Source organism: Proteus sp. MB838, assembly GCF_054767435.1.
In genome coordinates this window covers 98,847-112,124 of the sequence record NZ_BAABMO010000010.1, presented here as the reverse complement: position 1 = coordinate 112,124, position 13,278 = coordinate 98,847, and the positions used below count along the sequence as shown (strand labels likewise).

The window sequence follows — 13,278 nt, the reverse complement described above, 5'->3', positions numbered from 1 at the left end:
GAAATAGGTCTGGATAGCGAATTGTCTTTTGATTCAATGAATGAAAAAGGTGTCATCGAATTATTTAATAAAGGAATAATCGAACCAATTAGAGGTGACTATATTAACGAGCCTAATTGCAGATATAGGATTACTAGAAATTACCTTAAAGATATAGAATACGCTCTAGTAAATAACACTAAAATACGTAAAGCATATGAAGAGGTAAGGTAAGCCCATCCGTGGGCTTTATCTCGCCGTAACCCCGAACTCACTGCTCGGCTGTTTTGTTTTAACTCCTGAAAATACTGCTACATTAGGTAAGCAACAGTTATCTACCGATGGTTTGAATTTAGGTTCAATATTTCTAGTAACTGGTATGTGACTTAATGACAGTGTTTTTTCTACTGATGTAAGTCTTTTCTCCTGAGGGAATACTGATTCTAATTTCAATTCAATATTCTTTTTTGCAATAGCTTCTGCTTTCCGTCTGGCGTGACGTCTATTTGCAGATGCTCCACGTAAAAACTCAGGCTTGCGTGACTTTTTAACTGTAATAGTTGCCATATATCCTCCAAACAGTTGGCTTTGGTGATTGGCATAGTCATGTGACTAATCATGATCCGCTATGCGAAAGTGGCTACGTCACGCCATCTTCTACACCAATCCCAAAACCTTCTGAGAAGGTTGACGCTTTATCAGCGTCACCGTTCTGATAGCTAATACACAGCTCGCCATCATCGTTGTTAAAGAACATCAACGTGCTGTGTTCCGTTGATGGATAGTATATTCACAAATTGTGATTTTAATGTCAACCACAAAATGTGTTTATTTATTTGTTTTTAAATTAAGTCGATGATTTGAAATATAAAATAAATGGTAAATAAACACGGAATGTGTTGTTTGTCACATAAGATTGGAATGGAGATCACTTCTTTGGAGGGGAGAGGGTACAAAAAAGCCCTCGCGGGGAGGGCTGGTACGGAATTACTGTTGTGAAAGAATAAACTGAACCTGAAAATCTCTTAAAAGCTCATTTGTCCGGATAGTTTTCACATTAAAATAGTCGCATATGTCAGGTATTTTAGGTTTGCATCCATTGTTTTTATCTCTAACCTCGTGAGTAACTACGGTGGCATTTGTTGTTTTTGCCTTAGCGATAATCCATGGGTCTGCTACTGATAAGAATTTTTGAATGTGTGGTAGGCTATTTTTATGTCTTGGGGCATATTCTTGTTGAACATAATTAGCTATAGCTCTAAAGTTCATTTGAGTTTCTTGATCATCAACACTTTGAAAACAATGCATTATACCTTTTGACCAAGTACATATTTCATCGTCCTGCTTTTGTAATTCATCAAAGACATTTCGAATGCTTATTAATTGTCCGTCCATGAATTTAGACCCCATAAACTCCCAAAATCCAGGGCATAAGTCAAAGCAGTAATAATCTTGTTGCGCTTGAATAAATATGTTTGCATCAATTAGATAGCTCAAAGCCCAAACTCCTTCTGAGCAAATTCATACAGTTTATTAGGTTGTATTCCTGTTAAGCTCTGAGCTTCTCTTAAAAGCATTTTTCCTTCCAATGCTTGAGTCACAACAGCAACAGTTAGCCTCTCACTACTTCTAACTTTCTGGTTTCGATTATAATCACCGCCACTAGAGGTGCTTTTCTCATTTATTAAACTTACGTACCGACTATATTCATGTTTGGATATTAGTTTTAAGTCTAAGGCTCGTCGCACTATCACCCAACTACTTACTCTGAAAATGCTTCTTAGATCATCAATGTTCTCTTCAATAGATAAGGATTCGTTCCATTTTTTTAAGAATATTACTTCAGGAGTTAAATACTCTGCCGCAGCTGCATTACAAATCATTTCCTCTTTCTCTCTGGAGTTTATAGATAGATCGGATATAGCGGATTGACCTAAAACCAGATGAGCAAGTTCATGAATCAGCGTAAATATTTGAGCTGCCTTTGCATCATTAGTGTTAATGAAGATAACAGGGGCTATCTTATCTGCTATACAGAACCCTCTAAAATCATCAACGCTAATCGGTCTTGTATTATTGTTTTTTACAACACCGCTTCTCATCACAAGGATCCCTTGAGATTCTATCTTTTTTACTAATGCAGAGAAAAAATCCTTCCACTTACCTTTTGTTGGTGGAATTTGAATATCAATATGCTCTTTAATTGTAGCTACAATTTGTTTGGGGTTACTATTAGGAGGAAGCTTTCCTACCAACTCTACTTCAGGAAGGCCGTTGGACAAGGCGTAGTCTTTGTACCAGTCTTGTTTAATTAACACATCACTAATAGTGTCTTTTAGTGCTACGCTTATCTCATTATTCCGGCTACCTACCGTTCTTCTATCTGGAATAGGTAGTTTTTCCTCTGGAGGTGTATTTAGGTATAAATAGCCAAATGGTATTTTTGTTATATTTGCATACCTTTGAGCTTGGGCAAAAGTAATTGGTTCCTTACCTTCTTCCCAAGCAATTATTGCATCGACAGGCTTTTTGAATTTTTCAGCAATATAATCCACAGAGAGAGATGCTCGGCATCTCGCCCATGTAAGTATATTATTGTTTATAAATGCCTGAGCCATTGCATGCCTTGATGTATTATTCGCTATGTTATTAAGATAAGTATGTGTTTGATTAAATAAAATATCAATTCGGTTATACCTATTATTCCAAGTGCATCACACCAACCACACTCTAAAACGTGTCGTCACCCAAAAAAGCAACCTCGCACATCATCTTCAACGAGCCTAATGGCGTCAGAGAAACTACCTAGCATTATTTCATCGTAGTTGTGCCAGTTACTATTTTTATCCATCCAAAGCAGAGACCATGAATTCGAATATCTATTATGTGTGATTTTTGCTATAGGTTCTTCTACTCTGCCATCACTCCATATTAGTTGCCTAATTTCAAAGATAATTACTGAGTCGTCCTCGATGCGATACTGTAAATCTAATTCATCCCTTAGGTGTTCTGCTGGGCGACGCTTTTCCATGAAAAATTCCATACACCGTCTAATATTTGCTATCTCAATATTACTAAACGCCATATTTCCTCCTAAAACGTGTCGTCAGGCCATTGTGATTTGATTACCTTACCTATGATTGTGCAATTCCCGTTAATAGGGATCAGATCGAAGCGAGGGTTTAATGGCTCTAGATACTCAATTCCACCATCTCTAATCAATCGTTTGAATGTGAATTCATCATTCAGTAAACGCGCGACGCAAAAATCTCCGAACTCAACTTCTTCCTCTGGATCAACCAAGATAAGCATTCCTTCTGGAAAGCTTGGCTTGCCTCCTGGTGGTGCTGTCATTGATTGACCTTCAACTTCTAACCAGAAAGAACGTTCACTAGCTTTCTTAGCTGTAGGTATCCACGACACAGCATCTTTCTGGGTGTATGAGTTAAATTCTGTTGAGAAAGCGCCGGCCTGTACCTTTGTGAATAGAGGGTATTCATAATTTTTGATCACTTGCTCACTTTGACTGCCAAACATTAATTCGGCAGGTGATATACCAAGAGCTTCACTTATAACAATCGCATCATCAGCGCTAATCTTGCGCTCTCCAAGCTCATAGTTTCCTATTCTGGACGCAGCAGAGTAGCCGCACAATTTAGCTAATTGAGCTTGACTTAGCCCTCTTGATTCACGAATGGATTTTAACCTTTCGCCAATAACTTCATTTACTTTTTTCATGTATACCTTTTAACACAAACCGTGATAAATGTATTTAAACGTTTTGTGGTTGACAGTTAATCACATATTGTGTGTAATATTGGAATAAACAAGGAGGATACACACATGAACAATATCGCAGAACAGCGAAAAAAACTGGGAATTTCTCAAGCTGTTTTAGCTTCATCAATAGGATGGGGGCAGTCACGAATTGCTAACTATGAGTTAAACATTAGAACTCCTAGCTTAAATGACTGCCGAGCTATTGTTGAAGCATTACAAAAATTAGGGGCAAATTGTTCTTTAGACGACGTTTTCCCTCCAAAAGTAGCTTGATTTCACCACGTTCTTTAACAACCGCAGGGTTCTTGACTGCTACGGAGTCGCTGATAAAGCGACAACTCTTCCCCCAATATCAACTCATACGGAATGAGTCACGGATCATTATTGTCCCTTAGTTAACTCATAAGGACTTTAAACAATGGAATGCGCAAATACACGCAAACAATTCAATCAATTTATCTCTAACCACCTAATAGCTTCAGCATTACAAGCATTGAGAAATAAAACTCAGTCTGCCGTGGCTAGAACGTTAGGTGTTCATGATTCAACTATCCTACGTCGAACTGAAAAATATCCTGAAATATGCGAAACGCTTGTCGCATCGGGAATTATTGATTTTGTGATGGAAGGAGAACGAAAAATCTCAGAAGAAGAGTACCGATTTTTGTGGAAACAAATGGGTGAACTTTCTCAAATGAAAATAAAAGAAAACGCCTCGATTGCGGCAACAAACGAGGCGTGTTGTTCAATGGAATTCACCATTTAACGTACAAATACACTGTATCAATATCCAGTTTTTATCACAAGGGGAAACTTCGGTTTCCCTTTTTTGATACAGCTTTGGAATGGAGAAATTATACCATGAGACAAAGAATAAATCATGAATTTAATGGCTGTGATGAGCATAAAAACATCATGGAAAATAGGTTGTTACAAGAAATAACCCCACTGGGTTGTCAGCGTTTAAAGGAAGCATTGAAAGACGCAAAATTAAGGAAAGCACATCGGGATAAGTTATTAGGAGAGCGAAAATGAGTATGCTTCTCATGGCAAAAGCCATGCAATTACAGGTGGGGAGTACAGCACAAAAAATGGTGCTACTGAAACTTGCTGATAATGCCAATGATAAAGGTGAGTGTTTTCCTTCTTATGAAACTATTGCACGTCATTGCGAAATTAGCCGTCAAAGTGCGATAAACCACATTAAAAGTTTATGTAAAAAAGGGTTTGTTCGTAAAGTTACGCGAAAAACTGATAAGGTGCATACTTCCAATTTATATATTCTGGATTTGGAGGCTAAATCTCTTGATGACGGTAGTCAAAATACAGTACCACCTAGTCAAAATTCTGTACCAGAGGTAGTCAAAGAATTTGACCACGGTAGTCAAACGGTTGGACTAGGGGGTAGTCAAAAATTTTTACCCAGAACCAGTCAGTCTTTTAACCAGTCAATTAACCTTAAAAAACTATCGTCTGACGACTCGAAACCTGCAAAGCAGATTTCAATTAATCGACAAGCTAAAATTCCTTATCAGGAAATCATGCAAGCCTTCAACGAATCGGTAGGGGATAGATTACCCAATGCCGAATCACTGAATGACAAACGCAAACGAGCAATATCCAAATTCCTGAAAGAGCTCAAAGAACCCACAGTTGAATCAGCTAAAAATTATTTTGATTATTTTATGGAAACGGCGAGTGCTTGGTATTTTGGCGAAAATAATCGGGGTTGGCGAGCGAATTTTGATTATTTACTCAGACCTGAAACGGTACTCAAAACAAGGGAAGGAGCACTGTGATGAACCAAGTTCCGAATAATTTAATGGCGGAACAAAATGTTATTGGAGGACTACTGCTTGACCCGCAAAGTGATAATGCGCAATCAATTTTTTCACTGCTAAAACCTGAAGATTTTTATGCCCGACACCATCAAATTATTTATCTCACCCTGCGAGAAATGTATACCCAACGTATGCCAATAGACATCATGACGGTGACGGATTGTCTGGAGTCAAAAGGCCGAATTAATCAATCAGGTGGTTTTGCCTATCTTGCTGAGATGGCAAGAGAAACACCGAGTATTGCTAACATTATGGCTTATGCGAAAAAAATCCGAGAGTGTTCCGCACAGCGTTTTGTTATCGAAAAGACGGTTGAAATTCAAAAGCTCATGATGGCGCCAAGTGAGTTAGGTTTTACAGATAAAATTGAACAAGCACAACGCTTGCTTGATGAAGCCACTTCGTTTGGAAAAATGGGAAAAAAACAGGGTTGCGCCGAATTGATGATGTGTTGGATGATGTTTTTACCGACATTTGTGACCGACAAGATAACCCAGAGAAACATCGAGGATTAAAAACGGGATTTAAAGATTTTGACCGCCTATTAAGCCCGAAACAGATTGTTATCGGTTCACTGTTCGTGATTGGTGCTCGTCCAAAGATGGGGAAAACAACCGTTCTCACTGAAATGGCAAAGAATGTTTCACAACAAGGTAAGCCTGTATTGCTGTTCAGCATGGAGATGACAGATAAACAGCTTGTTGAACGGACACTAGCCCAACAAACCCAGATTAATTCAGATAAATTTTACCAAAAGTTAGAGGAGCATGAATGGGATAGGCTTTGCAGTGCCATCGGTCGCCTTAAAGATGAGCCCAATATTTGGGTGGATGATACACCCGGTATGTCCTTACAACACATTCGTTCTGAAAGTCGGAGAATTAAGCGCAAAGTCGGTGATATTGGGTTTATTGGTGTCGATTACCTCACTCTGATGCAAGCGGGAAAAGCTGACCGTAATGATATTGCCTATGGTGAAATCACTAAGGGGCTAAAGATATTGGCAAAAGAGCTCAATACGGTGGTTGTGTTGCTTGTACAATTGAATCGGGGATTGGAAAACAGGGCAGATAAACGCCCCGTACCAAGTGATTCAAGAGACACAGGACAAATCGAGCAAGATTGTGATTATTGGTTAGGCATTTATCGTGATGCGGTGTACCACGATAATGCGGATGAAACGCTGACCGAGATGATTTTAAGGCTCAATCGACACGGTAAAACAGGCACCGTGTATGTTGATCAACAAGGATTGAGTATTACACCGGTTGATCAATATATGGCTGCTTATCGCGCTCAACCGAAACGAGAACCCAAAAAATATTGTGAAAAATCGTTTTAATTCGATAGAGGGATTTTAGATATGACAATAAAACAACTACAGAAAAAAATTCATCAACAAAACATTGAGGCTGGATGGTGGGATATCCCAAGGGAAAAAGGAACCTTACTTTGCTTGATCCATTCTGAAATTAGTGAAGCAATGGAGGGAGAGCGTAAAGATCTAATGGATTACCATTTACCACATAGAAAAATGGCAGAAGTTGAACTTGCTGATGCTGTTATTCGTATTTTGGATTATGCGGAAGAGTTCGGTTACGACATCGAAAGCGCTATTACAGAGAAACTCGAATACAACAAACATCGAGTAGATCATCAGCGAGAAAATAGAGTTAAAAAAGGAGGTAAACGATTTTAATTTAGCAATTTCCGAGATGAAACTAGGTGTTTGTATATTTAAAAAATAATGATGGAGAGGTTGTTTAGTGACAGATGATATCTGTCTCCATAAATCCAATCTCAACAGTATTTTCAAAGTGCTCTCCGAAATCGTGACAACAGGTAAACGCTATCGCATCAAAATCACCGAGTGGCGTGATTTAAGAACCATACCCATGAATAAAACATGGCGTATGTGGATGGAAACCACAGGCGAGTGGTTACGTGCGCGTGGCGTTGTTATCGATATTAAAAATGGTGTTGGTGAAATCGTTTTATCAAAGCCCATCACTAATGAGGAAACTCATGAATATTTCGTTGGACATTGGCTAGGGCGCAATGAAAACGGTGAGCGTGAAAAAACCAGCAAGATGGATAAAGCAAGGATGCTTTACATGATGGAGAAACATGAACAATGGTGCATTGAGAAGGGAATTCCGATCATCATTCCTCGTAATTCTGAATATATGAGTTTGAAAAGAAAGCAAGAAGAATAGGAAATAGTGATGATTATTTCAGTTAATAACATGATCGTTTTTATTTTAAAGTGATAAAAAATAGTAATCAGGAGGCTCATGATGAATTTACGCAATGAGGCAAAAGGGCGTGAATGTCAGATTAGAATACCTTCAGTTTGTAATGGTAACTCTGAAACGGTTGTTTTAGCCCATTACAGAATGTCAGGTCTTTGTGGCGTCGGAATAAAATCGCATGACTTATTTGGCGCTTGGGCTTGTAGTGCATGTCACGATGAAGTTGATAGACGAACACGATTTACGGATATGGAGTATGCAAAACAATGTCACCTAGAAGGTGTTTTGAGAACGCAAGCCATATTGATCCAAGAAGGGAAGTTGAACGTGTGAAGGTCTTTAATATCGAACCAGTACCTAAACCAAGGATGACTCAGGCTGATAAATGGAAAAAACGTCCCCCAGTTTTAAAGTATTTTGCGTTTAAGGACGAAGTAAAGTTAAACAAAATCACCCTACCTGAATCACATTACCACATTACATTCATTCTACCCATGCCGAAGAGTTGGAGTAAAACTAAACGCTCCGAAATGAACGGTAAACCCCATCAACAAAAACCGGATAAAGATAATCTCGAAAAAGCATTACTTGATGCTATTTTTGACGATGATTCACGTGTATGGGATGGGCGGGTAACAAAAGTGTGGGGAAAAAGGGGGCAGATAATTATCCAAGAGGTGCGATAGTGAATATTGAGTGGATACGCGAGCGAGTAAGTACAGCGTTGATGAATGTTTGTATTATAGAAAATGGGCCGTTAAGTGCCATGGAGGAACAAGCAATACTTGTAACCGATAGGTTTAAAAGGAACCCAATACGCTATGCGGGTGAAAGAAAGTCTCGATACAGACTCCCCTCACATCCACTCAAAATTAAGCAAAAACATGCCAAAGGAAAATCAAAACCATTAATTAATGAAGTTACTTATCGCACTTCATCATGGCGCAGAGGTATTCATCAATTGCCTAACGAAATGCGCTTATGGTTACTCTATTGCTATGGTGATTATCAATATTATCGTGAGCAAATACTCATTGTTCCCTATATTTGGCATGAGTTTCAGCGATTAAATAGTAAAAAAAGGATAACGAAAAAAGTTAAGCAACGACTTCAATCTCTTACCTTACTAGCCATTCAGGCGGTAAAAGCAGAAATTAATCAAACAGCAAAAAAATATACGGATGTTAAGCTCGCTGGATTGTTGGGCGTCAGTGCTGATGCTTGGCGAAAGAGCTATAAACTGTATTGGATTTGTTTATTAGATTGTTGCTATCAATTAGATAGAGATTCGCTATTCAAAATTAGCGCTTTAAGCTGATTAAAAAAGTTGCAAAACTCCGTTTTTTTCTATAAATTAAATGCAATATTTATATAATATTATAAATGTAAGTATTTCAAACCTCGCTTCGGCGGGGTTTTGTTTTTTTTTAAAATATATTTATAATTATTAATTAAAAAATTTGTTGGAAGTTTTTCGTTTTCATTGATTGTTTGTTTATATTTAAGATGAAATTTATTGTTATCCTATAAGAATAAACCTGCAGTGTTTAACTAATAATTAAAATAATAAACAGGTATTCTTATCTCTACTATACTCATAATATTCAATTTATAGAGCGAGTATATATAATGATTGATTTGTTTAAGTTAACGAAAAAAAGTTCTAGGCATATTGGTATAGCAATATATGTTGGTATTATAGCGGGTATCTTTTCAGCTTTAGTTAAATCTGGTTTTGAAGACCTAATTCCCCCGAGAACACTTGAAACGACACCCCCGCCAGTCGTCTTACTCGAAAAGCTTGGATTAAATATAGATACTATGACTTATCATTGGATGGGATATAGTATTAATTGGGGCGGTAATGGTGTTCATATATTATTCTCAATAGTTATCGCTGTGATATATTGTGTTATTGCTGAATTCTTGCCAAAGGTTAAATTATTACACGGTATTTGTTTTGGTATTGGCGTTTCTGTTTTTGCTCATGGTTTAGTCGTACCTCTACTAGGATTGTCTGGCTGGCTTTGGACAGCAGGTTATCAAGCATTAATTTCTGAGTTTGTTGGAACCGCTTTTTGGATCTGGTCAATTGAAGCGATTAGACAAAATTTGCGTTATTGTTTAACTAAAGAAAATGATGCTGAGTAGATAAGGAAGTTCAACCTTAATCTGTTATAAATTTCTTAAAGATCGCTTAGGCGGTCTTTTTTCGTATATGCCGACCACAGAATCAATCACCCTCGTTATCACGTTCACACAAGAGCTGTGAGTCGGCACCTTATTAACTAAATAAATTGGTAAATGTTATGTCAAAAGAGATAAGCGAATTACAGTTTAGTCTTCACTATGCCTCAGAAACAGACAGTGAAAAGAATACCTCCATCATTTTAACGGCGAATATCCATACGGCTGATGGTGAAACTCAACAACTGACACAATTAATTTGCACGACATCTTCCGCAGGTAAAAAGCAATATCGAATCGGCTTGCAAAAAATTAGTGATGCTGGTGCTCCATTGCTGGTGGCGATTGAATCCTATTGGCGCAAAAACACACAAGAGAGTTGTGTTTATTTGTTAGAGAAAGCGAAGCAATTTATTCAAGGACACTTACAACAAACGAATACATGGATATCTATGTATGGTCTTGTGATTGTTTCTAATGCGTCACTGGAAGAACAGTTGCCTGAAGGTTTATTAAAGGCACTTAAAGTATCAATCCCCGCCTAATTTTTTTAACACTTTCACACTAATCATCAACGGACACTCCTCTGGGGGTGACTATGCGTATGGAAAAATTAACCAATGTAACTTATGGAACAGCAGGCCTAACGGCCTTTTTTGCCAGTCTTTCGTTATATGAATGGGGATTTGTTATCGGGATGGCGTTCAGCATGGTTCTCGGTTTAGCCACTTACTTTATGACTCGTCGAGAACAACGAAAACACACTCAATTATTTGAAAAGCTTGTTCGTCATGTTGACCCACAAAACCCGACCGAAACCTTAAAAAAGCTTGCTGAATTAATGGTGAAAGCGCCAAAGGATATTTAATGTCTCTCAAACAGAAAATAGCGGTGATAACAACAGCAGGAGCAACAGCCATCGCGTTAGTAGTAATAGCCCATTTTGAAGGTGTACGTTATGAACCTTATCGTGATGTGGCAGGTGTTCTAACTGTTTGTTATGGACATACAGGCAAAGACATTATTCAAGGCAAGAGATACACACAACAAGAATGTGATGAGTTACTGCAGAAAGACTTTATCAGAACGCAACAGCAAGTTGATATCCTGGTTAAAGTGCCGGTCGATGATAAAACAAAAGCTTCTCTATATTCCTTTGCCTTTAATGTGGGTACAACCGCATTTGCTCGCTCAACATTACTCAAGAAGCTAAACGCTGGTGATAGAGCGGGTGCCTGTGAAGAAATGAAACGTTGGATATATGCAGGCGGAAAGGTCTGGCGAGGGCTTGTCAGTCGTCGAGAGGCGGAGTCAGCACTATGTCATGGAAAACTTTAATCATCATTATCGGCTTTATTCTTGCATTACTCATTACAGTCGCTGGTGGCATTTATCTCTTGATTGATAACTCATGTACTAAAGACCAAGTGAGTTTAGAAAAGCGCTGTCAGATTGCACTCTCATATCATCGGTACTAATCATGAAATACGGAAAACTCTATGCCGTCATTGCGATGGTAGGCATTATCGTGGGTAGTTATTGGGTGATTAACTGGCAAGCTAATAGGATTAATTCACTGACAGATATCAACAAAAAACTGGCCGTGGCTCTCGAAGAACAGAAGTCTATTAATACTGACTATCAAGCACGCATAATGCGATTAAATCAGTTGGATATTCAATATACGCAGGAGCTAGCGAATGCTAAGAATGAAATTAGTCACTTGCGTGATATTAGTGAGCGTCATCCAGAGCGGGTGTACATCAAAGCCGAGTGCCCCAAAGTCAAAACCACTCCCTCCACCAGCTTGGCTTATGCAACCACCGCCCGACCTACTGACACCGCTATCCGAAATTATTGGTTACTCAGAGAGCGAATTGCAGAGTCAGAACAGATGATTAAAGGGTTGCAGGATTATATCAAACAAGAATGCATGGAATAAAAAAAGCCCAGCATGGGTGCATGGGCAAACTAACAGGATATTAATCAAAGTATAGTGATAATTACTTAGTATAGCTTAAGTAAATATATATATCAGCAATTAGATAAGTCGTTTATCCATTAAGGAGAGTGATCATATCTTGACTGCTAGGAACAGACTAGAAGTGGCTTGGCAGTGTATCGCTAAGCTGCGAACTCTACGCATTTCATTCTGTGCATTCACCGCGCAATTAAAAACACTCACAGAACCTTACAGAAAGTCGAACCTGAGAAAAACCGTTAATGGTGTTTTCTGTGGGGCGGTTATTTCTGGTGAACAGGTTCGCTTTTCTATAAGGATTTACACCATGAGCAAATCATTAGTTTTCAAAGGTAATGAAATTACTCCATTTGATAATGGTGATAATAAGATTTGGTTTACCAGCTCTCAGATGGCTAAGCTACTCGAATACAAAAATGAGAAGTCAGTAACCAATCTATATAACGCCAACAAAGACGAGTTTTCTGATGATATGACAATGGTCACTGAAACAATGACCAATGGAATAAACAACAACTTACGTAAGAAAAAGGTCAGGATCTTCTCTGTTAGAGGTGCACATCTAATCGGAATGTTAGCTAATACAGATGTAGCGAAATCCTTGCGTCGATGGTTACTTGATCTAGCTGAAAAAGAGTCAAAACCACAAACAGGGTTAGCAAACCTTGACATGAATGAGCTTAAAACCCTGACTATCAATGAGATGCAAAATAGATTAGTAGCAGCCGATAACTGGTCGTTCGAGAACTTTGGCAGGAAAGGTAGTGACTTAATGAATTTACGCAAGCGTCACTTAAAGAAAATACGCAAAGCGAAGAAGGCAATTAAAGAACTATCACAATTAACCTTGCCTGATATGGGCGAATTTCCAGATGGAGAAGAGCCAGCATGAACCACGAACAATTCATAGAGCAGAACGTACTAGCCGAGTTAAAAAAGCTCGGCTTTTCTTTACCTGTTTGTCGTAGAGCAAGTTACATGGCGGTAGATCATTATCGCCGAAGCTCTCAAGCAAGTAGAAAAGGGCGAATGTTTGACGACTGCTTACATATTGCCAAAGTGTGGGCGAGTAAGTTCGCTAAGGAGAAAGTATGACCAAACAAGAAAAAGCAAACTTATCCATTCTCTATCGTCAATTACAGCAATCACTTGAATACTTACACTGTGGAAGAGTTGATGATGGGAGAATAGTTGCTGAAATCGTCGAGCGCGAGTTAGGCAAGTTAGTCAACAAACAGAAAACCAAATAGGCCCTAGC

General features: G+C 38.5%; 23 protein-coding genes and 1 pseudogene. 19 read left to right on the top strand and 5 right to left on the bottom strand.

The window, feature by feature from the left end:
• On the top strand, positions 1 to 213 hold a 213-nt coding region (locus tag ACYUCW_RS06725; protein ID WP_460408303.1), incomplete at its 5' end, for a hypothetical protein.
• A gap of 15 nt (positions 214 to 228) precedes the next feature.
• On the opposite strand, the gene ACYUCW_RS06720 is transcribed toward ACYUCW_RS06725, so the two are convergent.
• From ACYUCW_RS06720 to ACYUCW_RS06700, 5 genes are all read right to left on the bottom strand, one after another.
• Positions 229 to 546: a transcriptional antitermination N peptide gene (locus tag ACYUCW_RS06720; protein WP_004245994.1), complete on the bottom strand. Its 318-nt coding sequence runs from the start codon at positions 544 to 546 to the stop codon at positions 229 to 231.
• Positions 547 to 966: 420 nt separating this feature from the next.
• On the bottom strand, positions 967 to 1,476 hold the full coding sequence (locus ACYUCW_RS06715; RefSeq protein WP_004247474.1) for a DUF4411 family protein: 510 nt from the start codon (positions 1,474 to 1,476) through the stop codon (positions 967 to 969).
• Positions 1,473 to 2,597, bottom strand: a complete 1,125-nt coding sequence (locus tag ACYUCW_RS06710) for an ImmA/IrrE family metallo-endopeptidase (RefSeq protein WP_004247475.1) — start codon at positions 2,595 to 2,597, stop codon at positions 1,473 to 1,475. The genes ACYUCW_RS06715 and ACYUCW_RS06710 overlap by 4 nt, the downstream gene beginning before the upstream one ends.
• 125 nt (positions 2,598 to 2,722) lie before the next feature.
• Positions 2,723 to 3,064 carry a DUF3024 domain-containing protein gene (locus tag ACYUCW_RS06705; RefSeq protein WP_004245991.1) on the bottom strand — a complete coding sequence of 114 codons (342 nt, stop codon included), beginning with the start codon at positions 3,062 to 3,064 and terminating at the stop codon, positions 2,723 to 2,725.
• 8 nt (positions 3,065 to 3,072) lie between these two features.
• Positions 3,073 to 3,717: a LexA family protein gene (locus ACYUCW_RS06700; RefSeq protein ID WP_004247476.1), complete on the bottom strand. Its 645-nt coding sequence runs from the start codon at positions 3,715 to 3,717 to the stop codon at positions 3,073 to 3,075.
• Between the two features lie 105 nt (positions 3,718 to 3,822).
• Between ACYUCW_RS06700 and ACYUCW_RS06695 the strand changes: the two genes are divergently transcribed.
• The 18 genes and pseudogenes from ACYUCW_RS06695 (at position 3,823) to ACYUCW_RS06610 (ending at position 13,270) form a co-directional block, all read left to right on the top strand.
• Positions 3,823 to 4,032: a helix-turn-helix transcriptional regulator gene (locus ACYUCW_RS06695; protein WP_004247477.1), complete on the top strand. Its 210-nt coding sequence runs from the start codon at positions 3,823 to 3,825 to the stop codon at positions 4,030 to 4,032.
• A 145-nt stretch (positions 4,033 to 4,177) separates the two neighbouring features.
• Positions 4,178 to 4,525, top strand: a complete 348-nt coding sequence (locus tag ACYUCW_RS06690; RefSeq protein WP_004247478.1) for a hypothetical protein — start codon at positions 4,178 to 4,180, stop codon at positions 4,523 to 4,525.
• 95 nt (positions 4,526 to 4,620) lie between these two features.
• The gene (locus ACYUCW_RS06685) at positions 4,621 to 4,794 is read left to right on the top strand and encodes a hypothetical protein (protein WP_004247479.1); all 174 of its coding nucleotides are present in this window, start codon (positions 4,621 to 4,623) and stop codon (positions 4,792 to 4,794) included.
• Positions 4,791 to 5,558, top strand: coding sequence for a helix-turn-helix domain-containing protein (locus ACYUCW_RS06680; RefSeq protein WP_012367617.1), 768 nt, complete (start codon positions 4,791 to 4,793; stop codon positions 5,556 to 5,558). Before ACYUCW_RS06685 ends, ACYUCW_RS06680 begins: the two co-directional genes overlap by 4 nt.
• Positions 5,558 to 6,942 (top strand): annotated as a pseudogene (locus ACYUCW_RS06675) (replicative DNA helicase). The gene ACYUCW_RS06680 and the pseudogene ACYUCW_RS06675 overlap by 1 nt, the downstream one beginning before the upstream one ends.
• A 21-nt stretch (positions 6,943 to 6,963) precedes the next feature.
• Positions 6,964 to 7,299, top strand: a complete 336-nt coding sequence (locus ACYUCW_RS06670; RefSeq protein WP_017628812.1) for a nucleoside triphosphate pyrophosphohydrolase family protein — start codon at positions 6,964 to 6,966, stop codon at positions 7,297 to 7,299.
• A 67-nt stretch (positions 7,300 to 7,366) separates the two neighbouring features.
• Positions 7,367 to 7,816 carry a YbcN family protein gene (locus ACYUCW_RS06665; RefSeq protein ID WP_049195179.1) on the top strand — a complete coding sequence of 150 codons (450 nt, stop codon included), beginning with the start codon at positions 7,367 to 7,369 and terminating at the stop codon, positions 7,814 to 7,816.
• 78 nt (positions 7,817 to 7,894) lie between these two features.
• The gene (locus tag ACYUCW_RS06660; protein ID WP_004245984.1) at positions 7,895 to 8,185 is read left to right on the top strand and encodes a DUF1364 domain-containing protein; all 291 of its coding nucleotides are present in this window, start codon (positions 7,895 to 7,897) and stop codon (positions 8,183 to 8,185) included.
• Entirely contained in the window at positions 8,182 to 8,538 is a 357-nt protein-coding gene (locus ACYUCW_RS06655) for a RusA family crossover junction endodeoxyribonuclease (protein WP_004245983.1), read from the top strand. The genes ACYUCW_RS06660 and ACYUCW_RS06655 overlap by 4 nt, the downstream gene beginning before the upstream one ends.
• The gene (locus tag ACYUCW_RS06650; RefSeq protein ID WP_004245982.1) at positions 8,538 to 9,170 is read left to right on the top strand and encodes a bacteriophage antitermination protein Q; all 633 of its coding nucleotides are present in this window, start codon (positions 8,538 to 8,540) and stop codon (positions 9,168 to 9,170) included. The genes ACYUCW_RS06655 and ACYUCW_RS06650 overlap by 1 nt, the downstream gene beginning before the upstream one ends.
• Before the next feature lie 311 nt (positions 9,171 to 9,481).
• The gene (locus ACYUCW_RS06645; protein ID WP_196563431.1) at positions 9,482 to 10,003 is read left to right on the top strand and encodes a YagU family protein; all 522 of its coding nucleotides are present in this window, start codon (positions 9,482 to 9,484) and stop codon (positions 10,001 to 10,003) included.
• Between the two features lie 158 nt (positions 10,004 to 10,161).
• On the top strand, positions 10,162 to 10,584 hold the full coding sequence (locus tag ACYUCW_RS06640) for a hypothetical protein (protein WP_004247488.1): 423 nt from the start codon (positions 10,162 to 10,164) through the stop codon (positions 10,582 to 10,584).
• A 53-nt stretch (positions 10,585 to 10,637) separates the two neighbouring features.
• Entirely contained in the window at positions 10,638 to 10,907 is a 270-nt protein-coding gene (locus ACYUCW_RS06635) for a phage holin family protein (protein WP_460408302.1), read from the top strand.
• On the top strand, positions 10,907 to 11,377 hold the full coding sequence (locus ACYUCW_RS06630; RefSeq protein ID WP_460408301.1) for a lysozyme: 471 nt from the start codon (positions 10,907 to 10,909) through the stop codon (positions 11,375 to 11,377). The genes ACYUCW_RS06635 and ACYUCW_RS06630 overlap by 1 nt, the downstream gene beginning before the upstream one ends.
• Positions 11,359 to 11,517, top strand: coding sequence for a hypothetical protein (locus ACYUCW_RS06625; RefSeq protein ID WP_012367623.1), 159 nt, complete (start codon positions 11,359 to 11,361; stop codon positions 11,515 to 11,517). Before ACYUCW_RS06630 ends, ACYUCW_RS06625 begins: the two co-directional genes overlap by 19 nt.
• Before the next feature lie 2 nt (positions 11,518 to 11,519).
• Positions 11,520 to 11,981, top strand: coding sequence for a lysis protein (locus ACYUCW_RS06620; protein WP_012367624.1), 462 nt, complete (start codon positions 11,520 to 11,522; stop codon positions 11,979 to 11,981).
• Between the two features lie 346 nt (positions 11,982 to 12,327).
• On the top strand, positions 12,328 to 12,912 hold the full coding sequence (locus ACYUCW_RS06615; protein ID WP_004247494.1) for a BRO-N domain-containing protein: 585 nt from the start codon (positions 12,328 to 12,330) through the stop codon (positions 12,910 to 12,912).
• Positions 12,913 to 13,111: 199 nt separating this feature from the next.
• Positions 13,112 to 13,270, top strand: coding sequence for a hypothetical protein (locus ACYUCW_RS06610; RefSeq protein WP_004245978.1), 159 nt, complete (start codon positions 13,112 to 13,114; stop codon positions 13,268 to 13,270).
• The last annotated feature ends 8 nt before the right edge of the window (positions 13,271 to 13,278 follow it).

Excerpts from the sequence above, each read along its gene's own strand:
- ACYUCW_RS06720 (WP_004245994.1), bottom strand. The coding sequence starts at position 546 with ATGGCAACTATTACAGTTAAAAAGTCACGCAAGCCTGAGTTTTTACGT.
- ACYUCW_RS06710 (WP_004247475.1), bottom strand. The coding sequence starts at position 2,597 with ATGGCTCAGGCATTTATAAACAATAATATACTTACATGGGCGAGATGC.
- ACYUCW_RS06705 (WP_004245991.1), bottom strand. The coding sequence starts at position 3,064 with ATGGCGTTTAGTAATATTGAGATAGCAAATATTAGACGGTGTATGGAA.
- ACYUCW_RS06700 (WP_004247476.1), bottom strand. The coding sequence starts at position 3,717 with ATGAAAAAAGTAAATGAAGTTATTGGCGAAAGGTTAAAATCCATTCGT.
- ACYUCW_RS06695 (WP_004247477.1), top strand. The coding sequence starts at position 3,823 with ATGAACAATATCGCAGAACAGCGAAAAAAACTGGGAATTTCTCAAGCT.
- ACYUCW_RS06690 (WP_004247478.1), top strand. The coding sequence starts at position 4,178 with ATGGAATGCGCAAATACACGCAAACAATTCAATCAATTTATCTCTAAC.
- ACYUCW_RS06685 (WP_004247479.1), top strand. The coding sequence starts at position 4,621 with ATGAGACAAAGAATAAATCATGAATTTAATGGCTGTGATGAGCATAAA.
- ACYUCW_RS06680 (WP_012367617.1), top strand. The coding sequence starts at position 4,791 with ATGAGTATGCTTCTCATGGCAAAAGCCATGCAATTACAGGTGGGGAGT.
- ACYUCW_RS06670 (WP_017628812.1), top strand. The coding sequence starts at position 6,964 with ATGACAATAAAACAACTACAGAAAAAAATTCATCAACAAAACATTGAG.
- ACYUCW_RS06660 (WP_004245984.1), top strand. The coding sequence starts at position 7,895 with ATGATGAATTTACGCAATGAGGCAAAAGGGCGTGAATGTCAGATTAGA.
- ACYUCW_RS06645 (WP_196563431.1), top strand. The coding sequence starts at position 9,482 with ATGATTGATTTGTTTAAGTTAACGAAAAAAAGTTCTAGGCATATTGGT.
- ACYUCW_RS06640 (WP_004247488.1), top strand. The coding sequence starts at position 10,162 with ATGTCAAAAGAGATAAGCGAATTACAGTTTAGTCTTCACTATGCCTCA.
- ACYUCW_RS06635 (WP_460408302.1), top strand. The coding sequence starts at position 10,638 with ATGCGTATGGAAAAATTAACCAATGTAACTTATGGAACAGCAGGCCTA.
- ACYUCW_RS06630 (WP_460408301.1), top strand. The coding sequence starts at position 10,907 with ATGTCTCTCAAACAGAAAATAGCGGTGATAACAACAGCAGGAGCAACA.
- ACYUCW_RS06625 (WP_012367623.1), top strand. The coding sequence starts at position 11,359 with ATGTCATGGAAAACTTTAATCATCATTATCGGCTTTATTCTTGCATTA.
- ACYUCW_RS06620 (WP_012367624.1), top strand. The coding sequence starts at position 11,520 with ATGAAATACGGAAAACTCTATGCCGTCATTGCGATGGTAGGCATTATC.
- ACYUCW_RS06615 (WP_004247494.1), top strand. The coding sequence starts at position 12,328 with ATGAGCAAATCATTAGTTTTCAAAGGTAATGAAATTACTCCATTTGAT.
- ACYUCW_RS06610 (WP_004245978.1), top strand. The coding sequence starts at position 13,112 with ATGACCAAACAAGAAAAAGCAAACTTATCCATTCTCTATCGTCAATTA.